General features: G+C 45.2%; 18 protein-coding genes and 1 riboswitch. Of the genes, 13 read left to right on the top strand and 5 right to left on the bottom strand.

All coding sequences use genetic code 11. The features are described from left to right. Genes dapF through ICN48_RS04930 form a run of 3 tightly spaced genes read right to left on the bottom strand, consistent with a single transcriptional unit; the run spans window position 1 to window position 2699 of the window. Window positions 1–855 carry a diaminopimelate epimerase gene (gene dapF / locus ICN48_RS04940; protein ID WP_216152690.1) on the bottom strand — a complete coding sequence of 285 codons (855 nt, stop codon included), beginning with the start codon at window positions 853–855 and terminating at the stop codon, window positions 1–3. Window positions 856–914: 59 nt separating this feature from the next. After that, window positions 915–1814: a lipid A biosynthesis acyltransferase gene (locus ICN48_RS04935; protein ID WP_216152594.1), complete on the bottom strand. Its 900-nt coding sequence runs from the start codon at window positions 1812–1814 to the stop codon at window positions 915–917. Between the two features lie 24 nt (window positions 1815–1838). Next, window positions 1839–2699: a lysophospholipid acyltransferase family protein gene (locus tag ICN48_RS04930; RefSeq protein ID WP_370624145.1), complete on the bottom strand. Its 861-nt coding sequence runs from the start codon at window positions 2697–2699 to the stop codon at window positions 1839–1841. A gap of 203 nt (window positions 2700–2902) precedes the next feature. Here ICN48_RS04930 and metK point away from each other — a divergent pair, with 203 nt between their 5' ends. The 3 genes from metK to metF all read left to right on the top strand — a co-directional run bounded on the left by metK (window position 2903) and on the right by metF (window position 6630). Continuing rightward, the gene (gene metK, locus ICN48_RS04925) at window positions 2903–4069 is read left to right on the top strand and encodes a methionine adenosyltransferase (RefSeq protein WP_216152593.1); all 1167 of its coding nucleotides are present in this window, start codon (window positions 2903–2905) and stop codon (window positions 4067–4069) included. 67 nt (window positions 4070–4136) lie between these two features. Beyond that, window positions 4137–4249, top strand: a riboswitch (S-adenosyl-L-homocysteine riboswitch). A 61-nt stretch (window positions 4250–4310) separates the two neighbouring features. Next, complete coding sequence (gene ahcY / locus ICN48_RS04920; protein ID WP_216152592.1) at window positions 4311–5756, top strand: adenosylhomocysteinase; 1446 nt, start codon at window positions 4311–4313, stop codon at window positions 5754–5756. 37 nt (window positions 5757–5793) lie between these two features. After that, on the top strand, window positions 5794–6630 hold the full coding sequence (metF, locus tag ICN48_RS04915; RefSeq protein ID WP_216152591.1) for a methylenetetrahydrofolate reductase [NAD(P)H]: 837 nt from the start codon (window positions 5794–5796) through the stop codon (window positions 6628–6630). 9 nt (window positions 6631–6639) lie between these two features. Here metF and ICN48_RS04910 read toward each other — a convergent pair whose 3' ends face one another. After that, on the bottom strand, window positions 6640–7257 hold the full coding sequence (locus ICN48_RS04910; protein ID WP_255539471.1) for a 5-formyltetrahydrofolate cyclo-ligase: 618 nt from the start codon (window positions 7255–7257) through the stop codon (window positions 6640–6642). Window positions 7258–7349: 92 nt separating this feature from the next. Here ICN48_RS04910 and ICN48_RS04905 point away from each other — a divergent pair, with 92 nt between their 5' ends. Genes ICN48_RS04905 through ICN48_RS04895 form a run of 3 tightly spaced genes read left to right on the top strand, consistent with a single transcriptional unit; the run spans window position 7350 to window position 11383 of the window. Further along, window positions 7350–9308, top strand: a complete 1959-nt coding sequence (locus tag ICN48_RS04905) for a lytic transglycosylase domain-containing protein (RefSeq protein ID WP_216152589.1) — start codon at window positions 7350–7352, stop codon at window positions 9306–9308. 36 nt (window positions 9309–9344) lie between these two features. Further along, a complete protein-coding gene (locus ICN48_RS04900; protein ID WP_216152588.1) occupies window positions 9345–10253 on the top strand; it encodes a complex I NDUFA9 subunit family protein in 909 nt (302 codons plus the stop codon). Next, complete coding sequence (locus ICN48_RS04895) at window positions 10253–11383, top strand: polynucleotide adenylyltransferase (RefSeq protein ID WP_216152587.1); 1131 nt, start codon at window positions 10253–10255, stop codon at window positions 11381–11383. The genes ICN48_RS04900 and ICN48_RS04895 overlap by 1 nt, the downstream gene beginning before the upstream one ends. A 9-nt stretch (window positions 11384–11392) precedes the next feature. Here the strand turns inward: ICN48_RS04895 and ICN48_RS04890 are convergent, their stop codons facing one another. Further along, complete coding sequence (locus ICN48_RS04890; protein WP_216152586.1) at window positions 11393–12580, bottom strand: class I SAM-dependent methyltransferase; 1188 nt, start codon at window positions 12578–12580, stop codon at window positions 11393–11395. 25 nt (window positions 12581–12605) lie between these two features. Between ICN48_RS04890 and ICN48_RS04885 the strand changes: the two genes are divergently transcribed. The 7 genes from ICN48_RS04885 (at window position 12606) to ICN48_RS04855 (ending at window position 21101) form a co-directional block, all read left to right on the top strand. Then, entirely contained in the window at window positions 12606–13415 is an 810-nt protein-coding gene (locus tag ICN48_RS04885) for an SDR family oxidoreductase (protein WP_216152585.1), read from the top strand. 23 nt (window positions 13416–13438) lie between these two features. Beyond that, window positions 13439–13834, top strand: coding sequence for a dihydroneopterin aldolase (locus ICN48_RS04880; RefSeq protein ID WP_216152584.1), 396 nt, complete (start codon window positions 13439–13441; stop codon window positions 13832–13834). Between the two features lie 23 nt (window positions 13835–13857). Beyond that, complete coding sequence (gene ttcA, locus ICN48_RS04875; protein WP_216152583.1) at window positions 13858–14766, top strand: tRNA 2-thiocytidine(32) synthetase TtcA; 909 nt, start codon at window positions 13858–13860, stop codon at window positions 14764–14766. Then, complete coding sequence (gene glmU, locus ICN48_RS04870; RefSeq protein WP_216152582.1) at window positions 14763–16292, top strand: bifunctional UDP-N-acetylglucosamine diphosphorylase/glucosamine-1-phosphate N-acetyltransferase GlmU; 1530 nt, start codon at window positions 14763–14765, stop codon at window positions 16290–16292. The genes ttcA and glmU overlap by 4 nt, the downstream gene beginning before the upstream one ends. Then, window positions 16292–18124: a glutamine--fructose-6-phosphate transaminase (isomerizing) gene (gene glmS / locus ICN48_RS04865; protein ID WP_216152581.1), complete on the top strand. Its 1833-nt coding sequence runs from the start codon at window positions 16292–16294 to the stop codon at window positions 18122–18124. The genes glmU and glmS overlap by 1 nt, the downstream gene beginning before the upstream one ends. 117 nt (window positions 18125–18241) lie before the next feature. Next, a complete protein-coding gene (locus ICN48_RS04860) occupies window positions 18242–19792 on the top strand; it encodes an efflux transporter outer membrane subunit (protein ID WP_255539470.1) in 1551 nt (516 codons plus the stop codon). Window positions 19793–19961: 169 nt separating this feature from the next. Further along, a complete protein-coding gene (locus tag ICN48_RS04855) occupies window positions 19962–21101 on the top strand; it encodes an efflux RND transporter periplasmic adaptor subunit (RefSeq protein ID WP_216152688.1) in 1140 nt (379 codons plus the stop codon). Window positions 21102–21104 lie beyond the last annotated feature (3 nt).

Raw genomic sequence — 21104 nt, 5'->3', positions numbered from 1 at the left:
TTAGATTGTTGTTTCGCCTTCGAAGACTGTAACTGCTGGACCAGTCATAATGACGGGCTGAGCAACACCATCAATTACGCCACCCCAAGCAATCTGTAAATTTCCGCCCCGCATATGCACTTTTACTGGTGAGTCTAGAAGGCCACGACGAATCCCCGAAACCACAGCCGCACAAGCGCCAGTGCCGCAGGCTAAGGTTTCCCCGGCGCCACGTTCAAAAACGCGCAATTTGATTTCATGACGATTGATTGCTTGCATGTAACCCACGTTTACTTTTTTCGGAAACGCTGCAAACTTTTCAATCTCAGGCCCTTCTTCTAAGATGGGCGCACTATCGACGTCGCCAACCACCTGCACGGCGTGTGGATTGCCCATGGAAAGAACGCCAACCAAACTATCGTGGGTTGCTGGGTGATTGAGGGGAAGTGCGTACAGCGTTTCTTGAAACTCTTGAACGCTTGCCAAGCCATTGGCATTAAATGGAATATGACTGTGTTCAAAAATTGGCGCACCCATATCTACCTCTATTTGGCCATCCTCATGAGACTTGAGAGTGAGAACCGTGTGGGCAACTTCGACACGTAAAGGGTTCTTATTGGATAGCCCTTGATCCAATACAAAGCGCACAAAGCAGCGAGAACCATTGCCGCACTGCTCAACTTCACCGCCGTCAGCATTAAAGATGCGGTATCTAAAGTCGGCATCGGGGCGAGTAGCTTTTTCAACTAAGAGAATTTGATCGGCACCAATCCCAAATTGACGATGGGCTAATGCTTGCCATTGCTCGCGGGTAATGCTGCTGAGATCTTGGTCGATGCCATTGAGCACAATGAAATCATTACCAGCACCATGCATTTTGGTGAAGCGAAGCTTGCGTAATGGATTGATAGTAGTGGTGCTCAAAATGATTCCGTTTAATCGTAAAGACTAGGTTCGCCTTCGGGTCTATGTTTAAAGCGCTTATGAACCCAATAGTACTCCGCTGGTCTTTCGCGAACAAGCTCCTCAATGTATTGATTTAAGCGAGCGGTATCCTCTTCAACATCATCACTAGGAAAGTTCGGCAATGGCTCAGTAATATGACAGGTATAGCCTTTACGATCTTTGTTCAAAGTAGTTGTCATAAGGCACACTTCAGCCCCGCTCAGCCTTGCTAGGCGGGAGACGGAAGTAATGGTATTGGTCTGTATGCCAAAGAAAGGCACAAAGACAGAGTCACGAGGGCCTAAGTCAATATCGGGGGCAATGAAAATAAAGTTACCCGTTTGAATTTCTCGGATGAGATCACGTAAGCGGCTCTGCCGCTCAATGGACTTCCCGCCAAAACGATTTCTCCACTCAATCATTTTTTGATTGAAGAAGGGATTCTTCATGTTTTGGTAGAGACCTGCACCACGTGGCCAGTCATGCTGGTTAGCCAATACTGAAAGTGCCATGAAGCCGCCTTCAAGCCCTACAAAGTGTGGATTAATGAGTAGACGTGGCTTACGATCCCCTAGCGTAATTGCAGATTCGATTGTGACGATGTCAGTAATTTGTTTTCCACTACCAAGCCAGATGCGGCTTCTCTCAAGTACGCTGCGACCGAATAATTTCCAGTGTTCTATTGCAAGATCATCAATTTCTTTTGCGCTGAGATTAGGAAAGCACAAACGTAAATTGGTTTTTACAACATGGGTACGGCCATTTGGAACTTGGGCTGCAAGCCAGCCTAGGCCGTAGCCCACATGCACGGTAATGGTGTAAGGGAGGAAGGCAAAAAGGCGCAAAAGATTGAGCGCCAAGAAATTAAAGAGGTTTTGTAACCAGGTCATTTCAAAAAATGATAACGAATTTACTTAATTGCTTGGAGGTAATTCTGCACCAGTGGGATGCTTGTAGCGGTTATATGACCAAATGAATTGTTCTGGTGCGATGAGAACGGCATTTTCAATCGCCACATTGAGTTCTGCCGCAGCAATATTGGCATCTTCAGACAAAGGAGCAAGGCGAGTTGCCTGCATAAGCCATCCCTGGCCAATGCCTTTGCGTTTGGCAGAAAACATAACTACCGGTGTGTTGTTGCGATTAGCAAGTCGAGCGGGCAATGGTGTTGTGTAAGCGGGGCGCTCAAAAAATGGTACCCAAACACCCTCGCCGCCACTGGGTACTTGATCCGGAAGGATGCCAATTGCTTCGCCTCGAGTGAGTGCCCTAGTCATTTGTCGTACACCATTGAGGTTGGTCGGCACGAAATGCATATTTGGATAAGCGCGACCTTCTTCCACTACTTGATTGAGCCATTCTTGGCGCGATGGTCTATAGAGAATCGTTGCTGGAAAATGTTGGGCAAGTACGCGCGGGATGATTTCAAAGCCACCAAGGTGAGGTGTAAGCATGACCAAGCCATGGCCTTCACTGATCGCCGCTTCAACTACATCCCAGTTTTGCACTTCAACCAACTTCAGTGCTTTTGTGGGGTTGCGCCAAATCCATAAGCTGTCTGAAAACAACATTCCAGAGGCTCTCACCGCTTCCCACAGCTTGAATGGCAAGCCATGCGTATTCACTACAGCTTCATATTGGGGTCGAAAGAGTGAGCGATATTGCTTGGAGCCAATATATGCCAGTATGCCTAAAAAGGCGCCTATGACCTGTACTAGCGCTAGGGGAAGCACGGCAATCGTATTCAGGCAGAGCTTTAGAAGGAGTTTTTGCACCCCCCAATGATATTCAATGCCGCTCTCGGTGTGTGGATTTCAGCACAACTTGCTGAATTAAGCGTTTTTCAGATAAGATTGCTTCATCGCTGAGTTAAGGCAACTTGCAGGGCGATTCATAAATTCTGCTAAAGCGTCGCCGTTGTAGTTCCTGGCACGTCGAGTTGTCCCTATGATCGTGTTAATTATTAAAGGAATATGCAATGGCAAATGATTACTTCTTCACCTCAGAATCTGTTTCTGAAGGTCATCCCGATAAAGTCGCAGACCAAATCTCTGATTCGATTCTTGATGCCATTTTGGCTCAAGATCCTACTGCACGCGTTGCAGCAGAAACTTTATGTAACACCGGCTTAGTGGTTTTGGCTGGTGAAATTACTACTAACGCTAACGTTGATTACATCCAAGTTGCACGCAATACCTTGCGTGAAATCGGTTACGACAACACTGACTACGGTATCGACTACAAAGGTTGCGCAGTCTTAGTTGCTTATGACAAGCAAAGTCCTGACATTGCTCAAGGCGTTGATAAAGCCCATGATGACGGCTTAGATCAAGGCGCTGGCGACCAAGGCCTTATGTTTGGCTACGCTTGCGACGAAACTGCAGAGCTCATGCCTTTGCCAATTCACTTGTCACACCGTTTGGTTGAACGTCAATCACAACTGCGTCGTGATGGCCGTTTGAATTGGTTGCGCCCTGATGCGAAGTCACAAGTGACCTTGCGTTATGTGGATGGCAAGCCTGACTCTATTGATACCGTGGTGTTGTCTACTCAGCATGATGAAAATATCTCTCTCGAAAAATTGCGTGAAGCAGTCATTGAGGAAATCATCAAACCAGTATTGCCTAAGCATTTGATTAAAGGCGCAATTAACTTCTTAGTGAACCCAACAGGTCGTTTCGTTATTGGCGGCCCACAAGGCGATTGCGGTCTAACTGGTCGCAAAATTATTGTTGACACCTACGGTGGTGCAGCCCCTCACGGCGGCGGCGCTTTCTCTGGTAAAGATCCCTCTAAGGTTGACCGTTCTGCTGCATACGCTGGACGTTATGTTGCGAAGAACGTGGTTGCTGCTGGTTTAGCTAGCAAGTGCTTGATTCAGATCTCTTACGCAATTGGTGTTGCGAAGCCAACCTCAGTCATGGTGAGCACATTTGGTACTGGCAAGATTTCTGATGAGAAGATTGCTCAATTGGTTTCTGAGCACTTTGATTTGCGTCCAAAAGGTATTGTGAAGATGCTTAACCTCTTGCGCCCAATTTATAAGAAGACTGCTGCTTATGGCCATTTTGGCCGTGAAGAGCCTGAATTTACTTGGGAGCAAACAGACAAAGCGGCTGCATTACGTGCCGCAGCTGGTCTGTAAGCGGTAAATACGCAGTTTGTAGGTGTATTGAGGCGAAATATGCCGTAATTGTTTACAATTACGGCATACCTTCAAGGAGCGTTGCAAGGAATGCTGAGACCCAGCACTTCCCCAGGCTTGAAGGGAGTGGACTCTAAGGAAACCCCCGGAGTTTGCTAATTGCAACCGCGCTCGCTAACCCATGATTCAATGGCTAGCGAGTTTCTACTCCAGCATTGGATCGTATTTAGCTGGAGCATTAATGAATACCGTTTCTGATTTAAATAACTTTGTTGCCATGCGTTGCGCAATTGCTGACATCTCTTTGGCTGACTTTGGCCGTAAAGAAATCGCCATTGCTGAAACTGAGATGCCTGGTTTAATCGCCATTCGTGATGAATTTGCTGCACAACAGCCATTACGTGGCGCACGCATTACTGGTTCATTGCATATGACCATTCAAACTGCAGTCTTAATTGAGACGCTTGAGGCGCTTGGCGCTGAAGTTCAATGGGCATCTTGCAATATTTTCTCTACACAAGACCATGCTGCTGCAGCAATTGCTGCTAACGGCACACCAGTGTTTGCAATCAAGGGTGAAACGCTTGAGCAATACTGGGACTTCACCCATCGTATTTTTGAATGGGCAGATGGCGGCTATACCAATATGATTTTGGATGACGGCGGCGATGCTACTTTGTTATTGCACCTTGGTGCACGCGCTGAAAAGGATCAAGCTTGCTTGAGTAACCCAACTAGCGAAGAAGAAACCATTTTGTTTTCAGCCATTAAGAAAAAATTGGCGCAAGACCCAACTTGGTATTCAACACGTTTAGAAAAAGTTAAAGGCGTTACAGAAGAAACTACTACTGGCGTTCACCGCTTGTATCAAATGTTTGCCAAGGGCGAGTTGAAGTTCCCTGCAATTAACGTAAACGACTCTGTTACTAAGAGTAAATTCGATAACCTTTACGGTTGCCGTGAGTCTTTAGTAGATGCGATCAAGCGCGCTACTGACGTGATGGTTGCTGGTAAGGTTGCAGTAGTTTGTGGCTACGGCGATGTAGGTAAAGGTTCAGCTCAAGCATTGCGCGCTTTATCTGCTCAAGTTTGGGTAACTGAAGTTGATCCAATCTGCGCATTACAAGCTGCAATGGAAGGCTATCGTGTTGTAACAATGGATTACGCTGCTGATAAAGCCGATATCTTTGTTTCTGCAACTGGTAACTACCATGTGATTACACATGACCACATGGCGAAGATGAAGAATCAAGCCATCGTTTGTAACATCGGCCACTTTGATAATGAGATCGATGTCGCTGGTATTGAGAAATACAAATGGGAAGAAATCAAACCACAAGTTGATCATGTGATTTTCCCTGCAGCCAATGGCAAACCTGAAAAGCGCATCATTATTTTGGCTAAGGGCCGTTTGGTTAACTTGGGCTGTGGTACAGGACACCCTTCTTATGTAATGAGTTCTTCATTTGCAAACCAAGTGATTGCGCAAATTGAATTGTGGAATGCAGTAGGCACAGATAAATACCCAGTTGGTGTTTACACCTTGCCTAAGCATTTGGATGAGAAAGTTGCTCGTTTACAGCTCAAGACTCTCAATGCAGAGTTAACTGTGTTGTCAGATCAGCAAGCTTCTTATATTGGTGTAACGAAGCAAGGCCCGTATAAGGCTGACCACTATCGTTATTAATCCAATCACTGTTTAATAGATACCTAGGCCCAAAATCATGGAATTAAGCGTCGAATTCTTTCCTCCAAAAACACCTGAAGGTGAGAATAAGTTACATCTTGTGCGCGAGCGTTTTTCTGAAACTCTCAAACCCGCTTTTTATTCCGTGACCTTTGGTGCCGGTGGCTCTACTCAGTCTGGCACATTAAAAGTGGTGAGCGACATACACGCTGCTGGTGCGGCAGTTGCTCCCCATCTATCTTGTGTTGGTAGTTCACGCGAGAGCGTGCGTGAGATGCTAAAGCAATATCAAGCTTTGGGCGTGAAGCGTATTGTGGCTTTGCGCGGTGACCTGCCATCTGGCATGGGTCAGTATGGCGAGTTTCATCATGCCAATGAATTAGTTGAATTTATTCGTGCAGAAACAGGTGACTGGTTTCATATCGATGTAGCCGCTTATCCAGAAACGCATCCGCAGGCAAAGTCGCCTGCTAGTGATGTCGATTTCTTTGTGCAAAAAATGAAGGCGGGTGCAAACTCTGCTGTTACTCAATATTTTTACAATAGCGATGCTTACTTTCGCTTTGTAGATGAGGCATATGACTTAGGTGTTACACAGCCGATCATTGCTGGCATTATGCCGATCACAAACAGTAGTCAGTTATTGAGATTTTCTGATGCATGTGGTGCAGAGATTCCACGTTGGATTCGTTTGCGTCTCCAGTCTTATGGCGACGACATTGCTTCTATCCGTGCATTTGGCGAAGAGGTTGTTACGGATTTGTGTGACCAACTTCTAGCTGTTGGCGCTCCAGGAATTCATTTCTATTCCCTGAATCAGGCTGATGCAGTTCTAGCAATTGCAGATAACTTAGGCTTAACAAAGAAAAGCTAAAGCATCGATTTAGCGGAGTAAACCAGACTCTGTTAGAAGTAAATCTAAAGACTCATCATGAGTTTGGGCTGCCCACTGAGAATCATCTAGCTGCTGCCAATCAAACCCAATTCCCATACAAATGAGTTTTGGGTTGCCTTTTCGTAATTGGGCTAGAGTTCGGTCAAAATACCCGCCCCCATATCCTAGGCGCCAATAATGTGTCTTGCCATTAGCGATGGAGCTTGACCAACCTACGCAGGGAATAAGAATGCAGTCAGGAATCAATTGAGATCTAGCAGTGTTTTCCGGGCTAGGCTCGGGAACACCATGTGCGCTTGGAATTAAGACATCTCCTTCTTGCCACTCAAAAAAATCAAGGTGTTTATCAGGGCGTGCATAGGGCAGCGCCAATCGATTTTGAGCAGAATTCTTCTTCCAGTTTAATAAGGTCGGACGTAAATCTATTTCGTTCTGAATCGGCCAATAAAGTGCGATTGAGCGTATAGATTTGCCTTCATTTGCTAAAAAATGACTAAGGCCTGCAATCAACCCTGCTTCCGCAGCGGCATAAGCATTCCCAGAAGCAAATTCCTTGCGTTGTTTTAATAAATCTTGGCGAAGAGTTTTTGCTGAATTACCGTGCATATCGACCATTATCAGGCGAAAATTAAAGGATATAGTAATCAACTACTGCAAGGCCTGAGCCTTGTAAATAAAAATAGGGTTAGATCGTAATAATGAAGTCTGTAATAGCGAACAGCAAATACCTGCAATTGGCCAAAATCCTTGTTTTGGGCTTAGCCCTAGGCATGTCAAATTCTTTTGCAGAAAAGCCGAAAAAGCCAAGTCTCCCTAAGTCCTATGAGAGCAAGGTTGCGCCAGCTGAAATTACCGATACCGATCGAATGTTTATTGATTTACGTGAAGCTGCCAAGAAGAATGATGTATTTCGTACCCAGCAAATTTCATCCAATTTAGCCAATTACCCGTTTGATGACTATGTAGCCTACTTCCGCATCAAGCCTCAATTATTCGATAGTGCTGGTGGTGCACGTAATGACTATGGCGCAGATTCTCAAGTAGTTGCATTCTTAAATCAATACCAAGGTACCGCATTGGCTGATCGTATGCGCAATGATTGGCTCTTAGTTTTGGGTAAGCGCAAAGACTGGGCACGTTTTGATGCTGAGTATGCCAAGTTTGTATTGGATGACGATACGCAAGTGAAGTGCTATTCCTTGTTATCTAAATTATCTCAAGGCGAGAATCCTACTAAATTAACTATCGATGCGCGCGCGCTCTTATTAGACCCAAGTTACTTTGGGCAAGCATGCCAAGAGTTGGTCCCGTCTTTAGTTGCCGCTGGCGGTATGTCTCCGAGTGAGGCTAAGGCCCTTGGTCGTGCAGCAAGTGAGAAGGGCTATGACACTATGGCGCGCCGCCTTGGTGGCGAAGATCCAATTGGGGATATTGTGAAAGCGGCAAAGGCCGATCCATCCAAGGCGTATCGTGACTTTTCTCAAAATGCACCTCGCTACAGCAAAGAGAATCAAGCTGTTGCATGGGGTGTGATCGGACAATTTTTAGCCAAGAAATTAGATCCTAACGCAGATGACGCATATCGTTTGCAGCAAGAGCTGGGCTACAACGAACTTCTTTCGGTCGAGTCGCAAGAGTGGAAGGTGCGCGCAGGCTTGCGTGCAAAAGATTGGACCCTAGTTAAAAATGCGATTGATGGCATGAATCCAGCAGTGCGCAGTAAAGATCCTGCTTGGACTTATTGGTATGGCCGCGCTTTAAAGGCTGAAGGTCAAGATGTAAAAGCTAAAGACAGCTTTGAAATGATTGCGGATCAATATAACTTTTATGGTCAGCTTGCCCGTGAAGAGTTGGGCAAGTCAAATAATGCGCCTGTAAAAACTAAGGTGACTGAGCAGGAGATTGATGCGATGGCAAGTCGTAAAGGCTTTATTCGTGGTGAGCGCTTGTATGCCATGAATCTTCGCTTTGAAGGTAATCGTGAATGGAACTGGGAATTACGCAACATGACTGACAAGCAATTGTTGGCTGCTGCGGAGTATGCAAAGCGAATCAATTTATATGACCGCGTTGTTAATACTGCTGATCGTACTAAGCAAGAACATGACTTTAGCTTGCGCTACCCAACCCCTTACAAAGAAGAGTTGTCTCCGATTGCAAGACAGATTGATTTAAATCTTGCTTGGGCATATGGCTTGATCCGTCAAGAGTCACGCTTCATCATGAATGCAGCATCGTCTGTGGGCGCATCTGGATTAATGCAGGTGATGCCGAATACAGCAAAGTATGTGGCTAAGAAAATTGGTATGACAAATTACACCAATGACAAATTAAGCGATACCAGCACGAACCTGACATTGGGTAGTAATTATTTAAATATGGTCCTCGTTGATTTGGATGGTTCTTGGGTATTGGCTTCTGCGGCCTATAACGCAGGACCCTCTCGTTCAAAGGCTTGGCGTGAAAAATTATCCGGGCCTACTGAGGGTGCTATCTTTGCTGAAACCATTCCCTTTACTGAGACACGTGTCTATGTGAAGAATGTGCTCTCTAATGCGACTTACTATTCATCGGTGATGAATGGCCAGACGCAATCCTTAAAACAGCGCTTGGGTGTTATTACACCAAAGGCTGCAACTCAATCTGAGCTTCCTTAAACCATTTATCGCTACACAAAGCAAAGAAAGCTTTCCATGAAATATGACATTCTTCTGATCGGTGGCAATGGATTTGTGGGGCGAGTGATTGCCGCGCAACTTCAGCTAGCAGGTTATTCAGTATTAGTTCCTACAGGCCATTTATCTGCCGCGCGTGAATTACGCATGTTGCCTAAGGTGCATGTAGAAGAAGCTGATATTCATGAGTTTGATGAACTACAGAATCTGTGTGGACGCATTAAGCCAAATGGTGCTGTGATTAATTTGGTTGGGGTATTGCACGATAAGCCTGCCAAGCCTTATGGAGAAGTATTTAGGTCTGCGCATGTAGAGCTTCCCAAAAATATTATGACTGCGATGCAGTTGCATGGCTTAAAGCGCTACCTACATATGAGCGCATTAGGTGCTGATTCTCAAGGCCCATCCATGTATCAGCGTAGTAAGGGTGATGGTGAGGCTGCAGTGAAAGCAAGTAATTTAGATTGGACTATCTTTAGGCCTTCAGTGATCTTTGGTGCGCAGGATCAATTTATTAACTTGTTCTTTAAGTTGACTAAGCTATTTCCAGCAATGCCTTTAGCAAATCATCAAGCGCTGTTCCAGCCAGTGAGCGTAGATGATGTTGCGTCAGCATTTGTTAAATCTTTATCGATGCCTCAGACAATTCATCAGTCATATGATTTGGTTGGGCCAACGGTTTACACCATGAAAGAGATTGTTGAATTTGCTGCACGTAAGGCTAAGACCTCTTGCGTAATTATTCCTATGCCGGCCTTTATAGGTTATTTACAAGCATTGGCATTTGAGTTTTTGCCAGGCCCAACACTGATGTCGCGTGACAACATCGCCTCTATGCAGTTGCCAAATACTTTGCCTGCAAATAGGATCGACGCGTTGACCGAAGTATTTAAAATGAGTCGTCGAAGTCTCGAGGGTATGCAGTAATGAAAATCTACGCAGTAGGTGGAGCCATCAGGGATACCCTCATGGGTCTACCTGTACACGATATTGATTATGTTGTGGTGGGTTCTAGCGTAGAAGAGATGGTTGCTAAAGGCTTTCGGCCTGTTGGTAAAGATTTTCCAGTATTTTTGCATCCAGAGACGCAGGCGGAATATGCGCTTGCACGTACCGAACGTAAGACTGGTCAGGGCTATAAAGGCTTTCATTTTTATGCCGACCCTTCCGTCACCCTAGAGCAAGACTTAGAGCGCCGTGATTTAACAATCAATGCGATGGCGCAAGAGGTGGGCGCTGATGGCAAGCAATTTGGCCCCATTATCGATCCCTATAACGGTCAAGAAGATCTGGCTGGAAAAATATTTCGTCATGTCTCAGATGCATTTGCTGAAGACCCGTTGCGCTTACTGCGAATCGCTCGCTTTGCAGCGCGCTTCCCTGAATTTATTGTTGCTCCTGAAACGCTCAACGCTTTAAAGGCAATTGCTCAATCAGGCGAATTAAATGCCCTATCGGCAGAACGCATTTGGCAGGAATTAGCTAGGGGCTTAGTTGCTGCTAAGCCGATGCGCTTATTTCAAGTCTTATTGGATGCTGACGCAGCCAGAACGATATTGGCGCCTTTATTGACTGCCCAACTGTCTGAAGAGTCGTTCCGTGAAGAGCTCATCACGTATTTTTCCTTAGTTGGAAATAGTATTGAAGAGCGCTGCGCAATTACCTTGATGCATTTACCTGAAAATGAAATTCGTTCATGGGCTGAATGTGTACGCATGCCAATTGATGTGCGAGATTTTAGTGAAATATTTAGCGATCTTAGGATCTTGGCAAACAAGTATCTCAATGCTAGTTATCAAGCGGTTGATGTTCTGAATTGGTTCAACCGTGCAGATGTTTGGCGCAAGCCAGATCGAGTACAAGCACTTTTGAATCTTGCGGATAAATTGGGAATGCCTGTTTCCCCTTTGATTAATGCAATGCGCAGTACTCAAGCCATCAATACAGCCGAAATTATTGCTGGCGTATCTGCAGAAGATCGATCCAACGGCGAGCGGATTGGCAATGCATTTGAGTCTGCTAGGTTGTCTGCAATTACTAGGGCTCTAGCTTCTTAAAACAAGCGTCTACAGTCTATTTCTGCCGCGTAGGCCCGGCAGATCTTCGAGTACATATCCCGGCAGTAGACTTTCTAATTTCTTTGAAAATGCAAAAGCTTTAAAGAGTTCGCCCATCTCAGCCTCAGACAATAACTTTTGCAAAGAGTTAGAAATCGGTAGAAAAGTTTCTGGATCACTTGGATCGCCAATTTCTAAAGCAATGTCACCAATGCCCGCATCCAATAGATACGCAGCCTGGTTTGTAAGGTATACATCATCTACATTTTCAGCCAGCGCGCTACGAGCAATTTGAGACCACTCAACATGAGTTGTTAAGTCGCAAAGACCGGGTAGATAAAATGGATCTTGAATTGCATGGTGGCGATGATGGGCCATTAAGGTGCCTTCAAGTCTTTGCGGGTGGTAATACTCACTTTCTGGAAAGCCATAGTCAAACGTGAGGAATAGGCCAGCATCTAAATGTTTTGCAACCTGTAGCATCCATGCATTTGCTGGCACGTGTAGTTCGGTGACATAACCTTCAGAGAAGTTGCCGCTGAGAAGGCTTTCAGGAAGCAATTGTTGTTCGACTGGAGAACCTACTTTCCAGGTCAGCTTTTCATTCTCAAATGCAACGCCGTACCAATACCAAAATCCATTTTGATAAATGATGGCATCACAAGGAATAGCATCAATCACTTCATTGGCAAGAATGATGCCTTTAAAATTTTCAGGCAATCCCGTTAACCAGTTGAATTGCGTCTTAAGATTGAGCGGCTCAACGCAGCTTCCAATTCTTTCTAGCTGCCTTTGGGCTAAGTCAGGTGAAATTTCGATAATGTCGTAGCGATCCAAATGAAAGCCGAGATCATTAAGACGAGTGAGTATTGAAGTGGCGAGCTTGCCCGTCCCAGCACCAAACTCCAGGATTTGAGTGGGAAGACCTTTTTCCTTGAGCCCCTCAAGTACCGGTAGGAGGGTTGAGCAAATAGCTGCGCCAAAGAGGGGGCTTAATTCTGGGGCAGTAGTAAAGTCGCCGCCAGCCCCGAGTTTGTGAGCACCAGCGCTGTAATAGCCCATTCCCGGCTCATATAAAGCCATTTCCATATAGCGAGAGAAAGCCAGCCAGCCGCCCTTTGAGGCGATTTGAGAGGCTATTTTGGCCTTTAGAAGCGCACTATGCTCCGTTTCAAGGCTGGTCAAGGTAATATCCATAGCTCGCTAGTCTAAGAGAATTTAATTGAACCCTAGTTCAACACCCCCATCCAAGCAATCGAAAGCAGTTTTAGTGACTGGCGCTGCCAAGCGCCTGGGTCGAGAAATTGCCTTGCAATTTGCCCGTCAGGGCTGGGATGTTGCCGTTCATTATGGGCGATCTGAGCAAGAGGCCCAAGAAACCATCAGGGAAATCGAAATGATGGGCGTGAAAGCCCAAGCTTTCCAGGCGGACTTGGCTGATGAGGCTGCCACCAAAGATCTTTTCTTAGCTGTGAGCAGAGCCTTTCCTAATTTAGCTTGCTTGGTAAATAACGCATCGATATTTGAATATGATCGTGCCAATTCAAGTACCCCATTGAGTGCGAAACTTTTGCAAGACCATATGCAGGTCAATTTGACGGCGCCAATTTTGTTATCTCAACTGATGTTTGAGTATCAAAAAAACAAGCCAAATAAATTTGATGTGATCCCAGTAGTGATTCAGTTGTTAGATCAAAAATTAATTAACCCCAATCCAGATTATTTGTCTTACACATTATCTAAGGCAGCATTACTTTCTTCTGTTGAATTGTTGGCCATGGATTTTGCGCCGCATCTGCGAGTAGTTGGATTGGCGCCAGGAATTTCTCTACCATCAGGCGATCAAACGATTGATGGTTTTTCTAAAGCGCATCAAATGACGCCGCTAGGAAGATCCTCAACGCCAGCAGACATTGCAAAGGCAGCAGTATTTTTGGCTGACTCAAGCGCCATTACCGGAACCACCTTATATGTCGATGGCGGCCAACATTTATTGCCATCATCACGTGATGTGATGTTCAAAACCAATTAAGTATTATTAAAAAGTAAATATACATGCACGCTATTCTTTCTCATCCTGCTCTTGTTGACTGTCGCCGCTTATTTCTCAAGGACTATGAGATCTATATCAATATTGGTGTTCATGATTTTGAGAAAAAAGCAGAGCAACGCGTTGTCCTCAATGTGGATTTATATATTCCCTTGGAAAAAAATACGCCAACCAACGATCAATTGGATGAAGTAGTGGATTATGACTTTATGCGTGAAACCATCAAGTCTAGGGCTTCTCGGGGCCATATACATTTACAGGAAACGTTTTGCGATGACATTGTGACTGCAATGCTGCTTCACCCAAAGGTATTAGCAGCTCGTGTAAGTACAGCCAAGCCTGATGTATATCCAGATTGTCATTCCGTGGGTGTTGAAGTATTTCGTATAAAGACCTCTTAAAAAAGAATTAGAAAAGCACTCTTATGGGCGATATTCGTAAAGTTGTCTTTGAAGAAAATAAGCTAGAGAAAAAGCTCTGTCGCTTAGTAGGTCAGGCCATTGGTGACTTTGGCATGATTGAAGATGGCGACAAGGTGATGGTGTGTGTATCAGGCGGAAAAGATAGTTACGCCATGCTCGATATTCTGATGAAGTTGCGTGAACGCGCTCCGATTCATTTTGAAATTATTGCAGTGAACTTGGATCAGAAGCAGCCTAACTTTCCTGCTGAAATATTGCCTAATTATTTGAAGAGCTTGGGCGTTCAGTATCATATCGAAGAGCAAGATACTTACAGCATTGTGAAGCGTGTGATTCCTGAGGGTAAAACTACCTGTGGATTGTGCTCACGTTTGCGCCGAGGTATTTTGTATCGTGTTGCAGATGAGTTAGGCGCAACGAAGATTGCTTTAGGCCATCACCGCGATGATATTCTAGAAACCTTGATGCTCAATATGTTTTATGCGGGCAAGCTAAAAGGGATGCCGCCCAAGTTGCGCTCAGATGATGGCAAGCATATTGTGATTCGCCCCTTGGCTTATGTCCCCGAGAAATTGCTTGAACGTTATGCGGCAGATATGAATTTCCCCATTATTCCGTGTGATTTATGTGGGAGTCAGCCCAATCTTCAGCGCCAAGTGATGAAAGAAATGCTGCGCGACTGGGAAAAGAAGCATCCGGGCAGGGTGGAGAACTTATTCCGCTCCATGCATCACATCGTGCCATCCCATTTAATGGATGGTGAGGCTTTTGATTTCAAAAATCTGGAGATTTCCACTGAGTTATCAGGTATTGCCGCCAGGTCTTCTGGAGACAAGGCAATTGATGAGGCTGAATTGGATGAATTAGCCTGTGGAACCATGATTCAGGCGACTTATAATCCCCCTTTATGAATATCGTCATTTTGGCTGCTGGGCAAGGAAAGCGGATGAAATCCGCCCTACCCAAGGTCCTGCAAACCCTGGCAGGAAAACCTCTGCTTCAACATGTTCTTGCTACTGCGCTTTCACTGCAAAGTAAGCAAGCTAAAAGTGGACCAGTGGTTGTTGTTGGCCATGGTGCAGCAGATGTAAAACTATTCTTAGCAAACACTAGCATGGAAGATCCAAGCTTTAGCAAGGTGACGACCGCTCTCCAAGCTGAGCAAAAAGGAACGGGTCATGCGCTATTGCAAGCCCTACCTAAATTAGATTTCTATGAGCCAACATTAGTTTTGTATGGCGATGTCCCGCTCACTACAAAAAAGACGCTGGCTAAATTAGTCAAATTGGCTGATGGCGTCAGGGGACAAGATTCTGCTTTAGCTTTGTTGACGCAGAACCTGAGCAACCCAACTGGCTATGGCCGTATCGTGCGTGATGCTGACGGCTCTGTAAAAGAGATTGTTGAAGAGAAAGACGCTACAGCAGCACAAAAAGAGATTCAAGAAATTAATACCGGCATCATGGTCTTGCCAACGAATTCATTAAAGAAATGGTTGAAAGCTTTGCGTGCAAGTAATGCGCAGGGTGAGTATTACTTGACTGATGTCATCGCTATGGCAGTTAAAGATGGTGCCCCTATTCGGACAACGCAAGCTGATGACGAGTTTGAGACTGTGGGCGTTAATAGCCGCGATCAACTCGCCGCCCTAGAGCGTGTGCATCAACTTAATATTGCTAATCAATTAATGGATGCGGGAGTATCGCTAGCTGATCCAGCGCGCATAGATGTGCGCGGTACCTTAGAGTGCGGTACTGACGTGTCAATTGATGTTGGTTGCGTATTCGAAGGTTGCGTCACTTTGGACGCTGGTACAAAGATTGGTCCTTATTGTGTTATTCGTAATAGCGTGATCGGTAAAGGCGTAACTATTCATGCGTACAGTCATGTAGACGGCGCAAAAGTGGGCAATCAATCGTTGATTGGCCCTTATGCTCGTTTACGTCCTGGCGCAGAATTAGCAAATGATGTACATATCGGTAATTTCGTTGAAGTGAAGAACAGCAAAATTGCCGCTAACAGTAAAGCTAACCATTTGGCTTATGTTGGGGACTCTATTGTTGGTTCAAGAGTCAATATTGGTGCTGGCACCATTACCTGTAACTATGATGGCGTTAACAAACATCAGACCATTATTGAAGATGATGTTTTCATTGGCTCAGATACACAACTAGTTGCTCCAGTACGTGTTGGGCGTGGCGCTACATTGGGTGCTGGCACAACTTTGACTAAAGATGCGCCGGCAAACCAACTGACTGTATCTAGGGCAAAGCAAATTTCATTGCAATGGCAGCGCCCTGTAAAGCAAGAAAAAAAGATTTCTGCCAAAAAAGCACCAACAAAAAAAGCTATAGCTAAAAAAGCGACTACCAAAAAAGTAATAGCAAAGAAAACTGTGAAAAAAGCAGTTAAAAAAACTACAAAGGGTAAGAAATAATGTGCGGTATTGTTGGCGCGGCCTCCCATAAAAACATTGTCGATGTTTTGGTTGAGGGCTTACGCCGCCTAGAGTACCGCGGATATGATTCTTGTGGTTTTGCAGTGATTAATTGTGATGATGCAAAACACACCATTGAAAGAGCCCGAACTACTGCGCGTGTTTCTGAGTTAGGTGAGCAAGGAAAAGATTTTTTCGGTACTTTGGGTATCGCCCACACACGTTGGGCCACTCATGGCAAGCCAGATACGCAAAATGCACATCCCCATATTTCTGGGGGTTTAATTGCAGTTGTACACAACGGCATTATCGAAAACTATGAAACCCTGCGTACTGAATTAAAAACTGCTGGCTATGAGTTCACTTCAGAAACGGATACTGAAGTGATTGCGCATTTAGTTCATCAGCAATATGTAGCCAGTGGCCAAAAAGATATTGTTCAGTCAGTAAAAGAAGTGCTACCTAAATTGCATGGCGCATATGCCATCGCTGTGATTGCTCAAGATAATCCAAATACGCTAGTTGGTGCCCGTGTTGGGTCTCCTCTAGTCGTTGCTATTGGCGATCATGAACACTTCCTGGCTTCGGATGCTTTGGCTTTGGCGGGACGCGCTCATTCCATGATGTATTTGGAAGAGGGCGATGTTGCTGTGCTTAAAGCAGATAGCGTTGCAGTAACTGATCAAGCTGGCAAGCCCGCTCAAAGAGAGTTAAAGCCGATGCCAGCGCAGGCTGACTCAGTTGATCTTGGGCCATATCAGCATTACATGCAAAAAGAAATATTTGAGCAGCCTAGAGCAATTGGCGACACGCTTGCCAATATCGCTCATTTTGGCCCGGAGTTATTTGAGGCTAATCTAGAAGGCTGGAAAGCATTTGATCAAATTCTAATATTGGCCTGTGGCACAAGTTACTACTCTGCATGCGTTGCCAAATATTGGTTAGAGGATATTGCAGGAATTCCAACTCAAGTAGAAATTGCAAGTGAGTATCGTTACCGCACAACTGTGCCTAATCCAAACACCTTGATTGTTGTGGTTTCACAATCTGGGGAGACGGCGGATACTCTCGCAGCATTACGTCATGCCAAAAGCTTAGGTCATAGGTACACCTTAGCAATCTGTAATGTGGCAAGTAGTGCCATGGTTCGTGAAACTGATTGGCATTTCTTGACTAAGGCTGGCACTGAAATTGGCGTTGCTTCAACCAAAGCATTTACTACACAACTTTTAGCGCTTTATCTTTTGGCGGTTTCTGTTGCAAAACGCAATGGCAGAATTTCTGCTGAAAAAGAAAAAGAATTACTACGGGAATTGCGCCATTCACCAAAAGCACTTCATGCTGTCCTTGCCCTTGAGCCGCAAATCATTGCTTGGAGCGATGCTTTTTCTAAATGTGAAAATGCATTATTCCTTGGTCGTGGAATGCATTACCCAATTGCGCTTGAGGGCGCATTGAAGTTAAAAGAGATTTCTTATATTCACGCTGAAGCTTATCCGGCTGGTGAGTTGAAGCATGGGCCGCTAGCTTTAGTGACAGATAAGATGCCCGTGGTTACTATTGCGCCTAATAACATTCTATTGGAAAAGCTAAAGTCCAATATGCAGGAAGTTAAAGCGCGTGGCGGCAAACTTTATGTATTTGCCGATCAAGATAGTCATATCTCTAGTGGCGACGGCATCCATGTCATTAAGTTGCCTGAGCACTATGGCAACCTCTCGCCAATATTGCACGTTGTTCCTCTGCAGCTATTGGCTTATCACACCGCATGCGCGCGCGGCACCGATGTTGATAAGCCTAGAAACCTAGCAAAGAGCGTTACGGTCGAATAAATTTTCACTTGTTTGACATTCGCATCAAGTTGTGTACAAAATTCATTAGATAAATCAGGGCTTTACGAAGCCCTGGTTGCATTTGTGTGTTCAAATAACTCCTGTAAAAGAGGATATTTGTTGCAACTCATGTTTTTATCGATACCCCCACTTTCCCGTTTGCATTTGCTTCTGTTGATTTGTGCAGGCGCACTGTCTGCGTGCGTAGTTGGGCCAGACTTTAAGCAACCTGAAGCGCCTAAGACTTCTTCTTATACAGAAACTACCTTATCTAAAAAGCTAGTCACTGCGCCTGGTGTTCCCGGGGGTAGCAATCAAGAGTTTGTTGAAGGTGCTGAGATTGAAGCGCAATGGTGGGAACTCTATAAATCTCCTGAACTTGATGCACTTATTAAAAGAGCGCTCGAGCAGAATCCAACTTTAGGTGCTGCTGACGCAGCATTGCGTGCCGCTCAAGAAAATGTCAACGCACAAATTGGCAGCCAATACTTTCCGGCGGTTGGTGTTGGTGCAAACGCAATCAGACAGAAACAGCCTTCAGCCGTTTATGGCTTGAACTATGGCACTGATACTTATAACCTATACAACGCTACAGTCAATGTAACGTATAGGTTGGATGTCTTTGGTGGTGCACGTAGAGCGGTTGAAGGTGCTCGCGCTCAAGCAGAAGTTGCACAGTTTCAGCTGGAGGGCGCCTATCTTTCACTCACTGCTAACGTAGTGACAAGTGCTGTTAAAGAGGCAGCACTACGAGCACAGATGCAAGCTACAGAAGAAATTCTGAAAGCCCAAACTAATCTTGCTGAAGTGACGGAAAAGCAGTTAGCGATTGGTACTGTTTCTAAGGTTGATGTCACTTCACAACGAACCTTAGTATCTAATTCTCAAGTAGATCTATTTAATTATGAGAGAAATCTCGCATTTGCGCGCAATCAGTTGGCGGTCTTGGTAGGAGAGATTCCAAGCAATGCCAATATTGCGAAGTTTGATCTTGCAAATTTACAATTGCCGGAAAAGTTACCTCTATCGGTGCCATCAAGCTTAGTACGCCAGCGTCCCGATGTGCGCGCTGCCGAAGCACAGTTAAAGGCGCAGAATGCTTTTGTGGGTGTTGCAACAGCCAATTTATTGCCCCAATTTAATATTACTGGATCGATTGGAGCAGCTGCATTAACTTCAAATGGATTATTTGGGCCAAACTCTGCCTTATGGACTCTTGGTGGGGGAATCTTACAGCCCCTCTTTCAAGGTGGAGCTTTGTTGGCGCAGCGTCGCGGTGCGATTGCCAACTATGAGTTGGCAGCATTTCAATATCAAGCAACAGTCTTAAGTGCATTTCAAGAAGTAGCAAACGCATTGCGCGCACTCGAGACTGGCGCGCAAGCACTCAAGGCAGCATCTGATGCTGAGCGCTATGCCTATGAGACTTTAGACCTAGTACAGCAGCAGTACAAGCTTGGTACGGCGAGTTATCTGGCAGTTCTTTATTACCAAAATCAGTATCAACAAGCAAAAGTGAAATCCGTTGCAGCACAAGCAACTCGCTTCTCGGATACGGCAGCTTTATTTGCAGCGCTCGGCGGTGGCTGGTGGAATCGTGAAGGCCCTGCATTTAAACCAAAAGACATAGCGAACAAAGATCAAAATGAAACTTCTGGAAAAAATTAAGAACAAGCTTATTGTTTTGATTCTTGCCTTATGGGCATGGATGCAACGAAAGGCGATTGAATGGAAATTGCGTGAGAGAGTGATTGCTCTTTGGGCAAAAGCAAAGGCTTTTTGGGCACGCATGGGTCAAAAGTGGCGCAGCACTAAAGCGCATGAGAAGTTAATGGCTATGGAGCCCCTGCAACGTCGCATGATCATCATGCTTTGTGGAGTACTCCTATTGTTGGGTTTGATATTCGCTTTTAATCAGTTGAAGACATTCATGATTAAGCATTTCATTGCTGGCATGGGTTTGCCGCCTGCAACAGTATCTACGCTGGTCGTTACTACTTCTGAATGGCAGCCAAAGTTAACGAGCGTTGGCAATGTCCGTGCATTTAGAGGCGTTGAACTCAGCACGGAGCTGGGAGGCTTAGTGCAATCAGTACCTGTAAAGTCTGGCCAGGATGTTAAAGAAGGCGAGCTCCTCATCAAATTGAATGATGCATCTGATATTGCTCAGTTAAATTCTTTAAAAGCAGTGGCTGATCTCGCAAAGGTAATCAACGAGCGCGATAGACAGCAGTTAGCGATTCAGGCAATTAGTAAAAACGTATTTGATACAAGCGCGGCCGATTCTAAATCTAAACAAGCTCAGGTTGAGCAGCAAATAGCATTAGTAGCAAAGAAAAATCTCAAAGCACCATTTAGTGGGCGTGTTGGTATCGTGTCGATTAATCCAGGCCAGTATGTTAATCCTGGCGATAAGCTACTCACACTGCAAACTCTTGATCCAATTTTTGTAGATTTCAACCTGCCACAAAATAATGCTGAGCAAATTCAGGTTGGCCAAGAAGTTATCGTGACAACAGATGCATTTAAGGACGCCAGCTTTACCGGCAAGATTACAGCGGTTAGTCCAAAAGTAGATACCAACACTCGTAATATTCAGGTAGAGGCGCAGCTCGCAAATCCAGATAAGAAAATTCTGCCGGGCATGTTTGCTAATGTAAATATCAAGCTGGGCGATCAAGCGAAGTACCTGACCTTGCCGCAGACGGCAGTAACCTATAACCCCTACGGATCAACCATCTTTATTGCTAAGCCAACTGGCAAAAAAGATAAACAAGGTAACCCAGCCCTTGAAGCGCAACAGGTATTTGTAATCACTGGATTAACTCGCGGCGATCAAGTAGCTATTTTGAAGGGTGTTGATGAAGGTGCAACGGTTGTTACCAGTGGCCAGCTGAAGCTTAAGAATGGCACTCCACTGATTATTAATAACAAGGTGCAGCCAGCAAACTCACCTGATCCAAAGCCGCAGGAATAAATA

The organism is Polynucleobacter sp. JS-Safj-400b-B2 (assembly GCF_018881975.1).
Taxonomy (GTDB): domain Bacteria; phylum Pseudomonadota; class Gammaproteobacteria; order Burkholderiales; family Burkholderiaceae; genus Polynucleobacter.
The sequence above is the reverse complement of the archived record's forward strand: the minus strand, read 5'-3'. Positions and strand labels throughout refer to the sequence as shown.

Coding starts and splice junctions, on each gene's coding strand:
- ICN48_RS04910 (WP_255539471.1), bottom strand. CDS start 7,257: ATGCACGGTAATTCAGCAAAAACTCTTCGCCAAGATTTATTAAAACAA.
- ICN48_RS04895 (WP_216152587.1), top strand. CDS start 10,253: ATGAAAATCTACGCAGTAGGTGGAGCCATCAGGGATACCCTCATGGGT.
- ICN48_RS04880 (WP_216152584.1), top strand. CDS start 13,439: ATGCACGCTATTCTTTCTCATCCTGCTCTTGTTGACTGTCGCCGCTTA.
- metF (WP_216152591.1), top strand. CDS start 5,794: ATGGAATTAAGCGTCGAATTCTTTCCTCCAAAAACACCTGAAGGTGAG.
- ICN48_RS04935 (WP_216152594.1), bottom strand. CDS start 1,814: ATGACCTGGTTACAAAACCTCTTTAATTTCTTGGCGCTCAATCTTTTG.
- ahcY (WP_216152592.1), top strand. CDS start 4,311: ATGAATACCGTTTCTGATTTAAATAACTTTGTTGCCATGCGTTGCGCA.
- ttcA (WP_216152583.1), top strand. CDS start 13,858: ATGGGCGATATTCGTAAAGTTGTCTTTGAAGAAAATAAGCTAGAGAAA.
- ICN48_RS04890 (WP_216152586.1), bottom strand. CDS start 12,580: ATGGATATTACCTTGACCAGCCTTGAAACGGAGCATAGTGCGCTTCTA.
- ICN48_RS04855 (WP_216152688.1), top strand. CDS start 19,962: ATGGAGCCCCTGCAACGTCGCATGATCATCATGCTTTGTGGAGTACTC.
- ICN48_RS04900 (WP_216152588.1), top strand. CDS start 9,345: ATGAAATATGACATTCTTCTGATCGGTGGCAATGGATTTGTGGGGCGA.
- metK (WP_216152593.1), top strand. CDS start 2,903: ATGGCAAATGATTACTTCTTCACCTCAGAATCTGTTTCTGAAGGTCAT.
- ICN48_RS04905 (WP_216152589.1), top strand. CDS start 7,350: ATGAAGTCTGTAATAGCGAACAGCAAATACCTGCAATTGGCCAAAATC.
- dapF (WP_216152690.1), bottom strand. CDS start 855: ATGCATGGTGCTGGTAATGATTTCATTGTGCTCAATGGCATCGACCAA.
- glmU (WP_216152582.1), top strand. CDS start 14,763: ATGAATATCGTCATTTTGGCTGCTGGGCAAGGAAAGCGGATGAAATCC.
- glmS (WP_216152581.1), top strand. CDS start 16,292: ATGTGCGGTATTGTTGGCGCGGCCTCCCATAAAAACATTGTCGATGTT.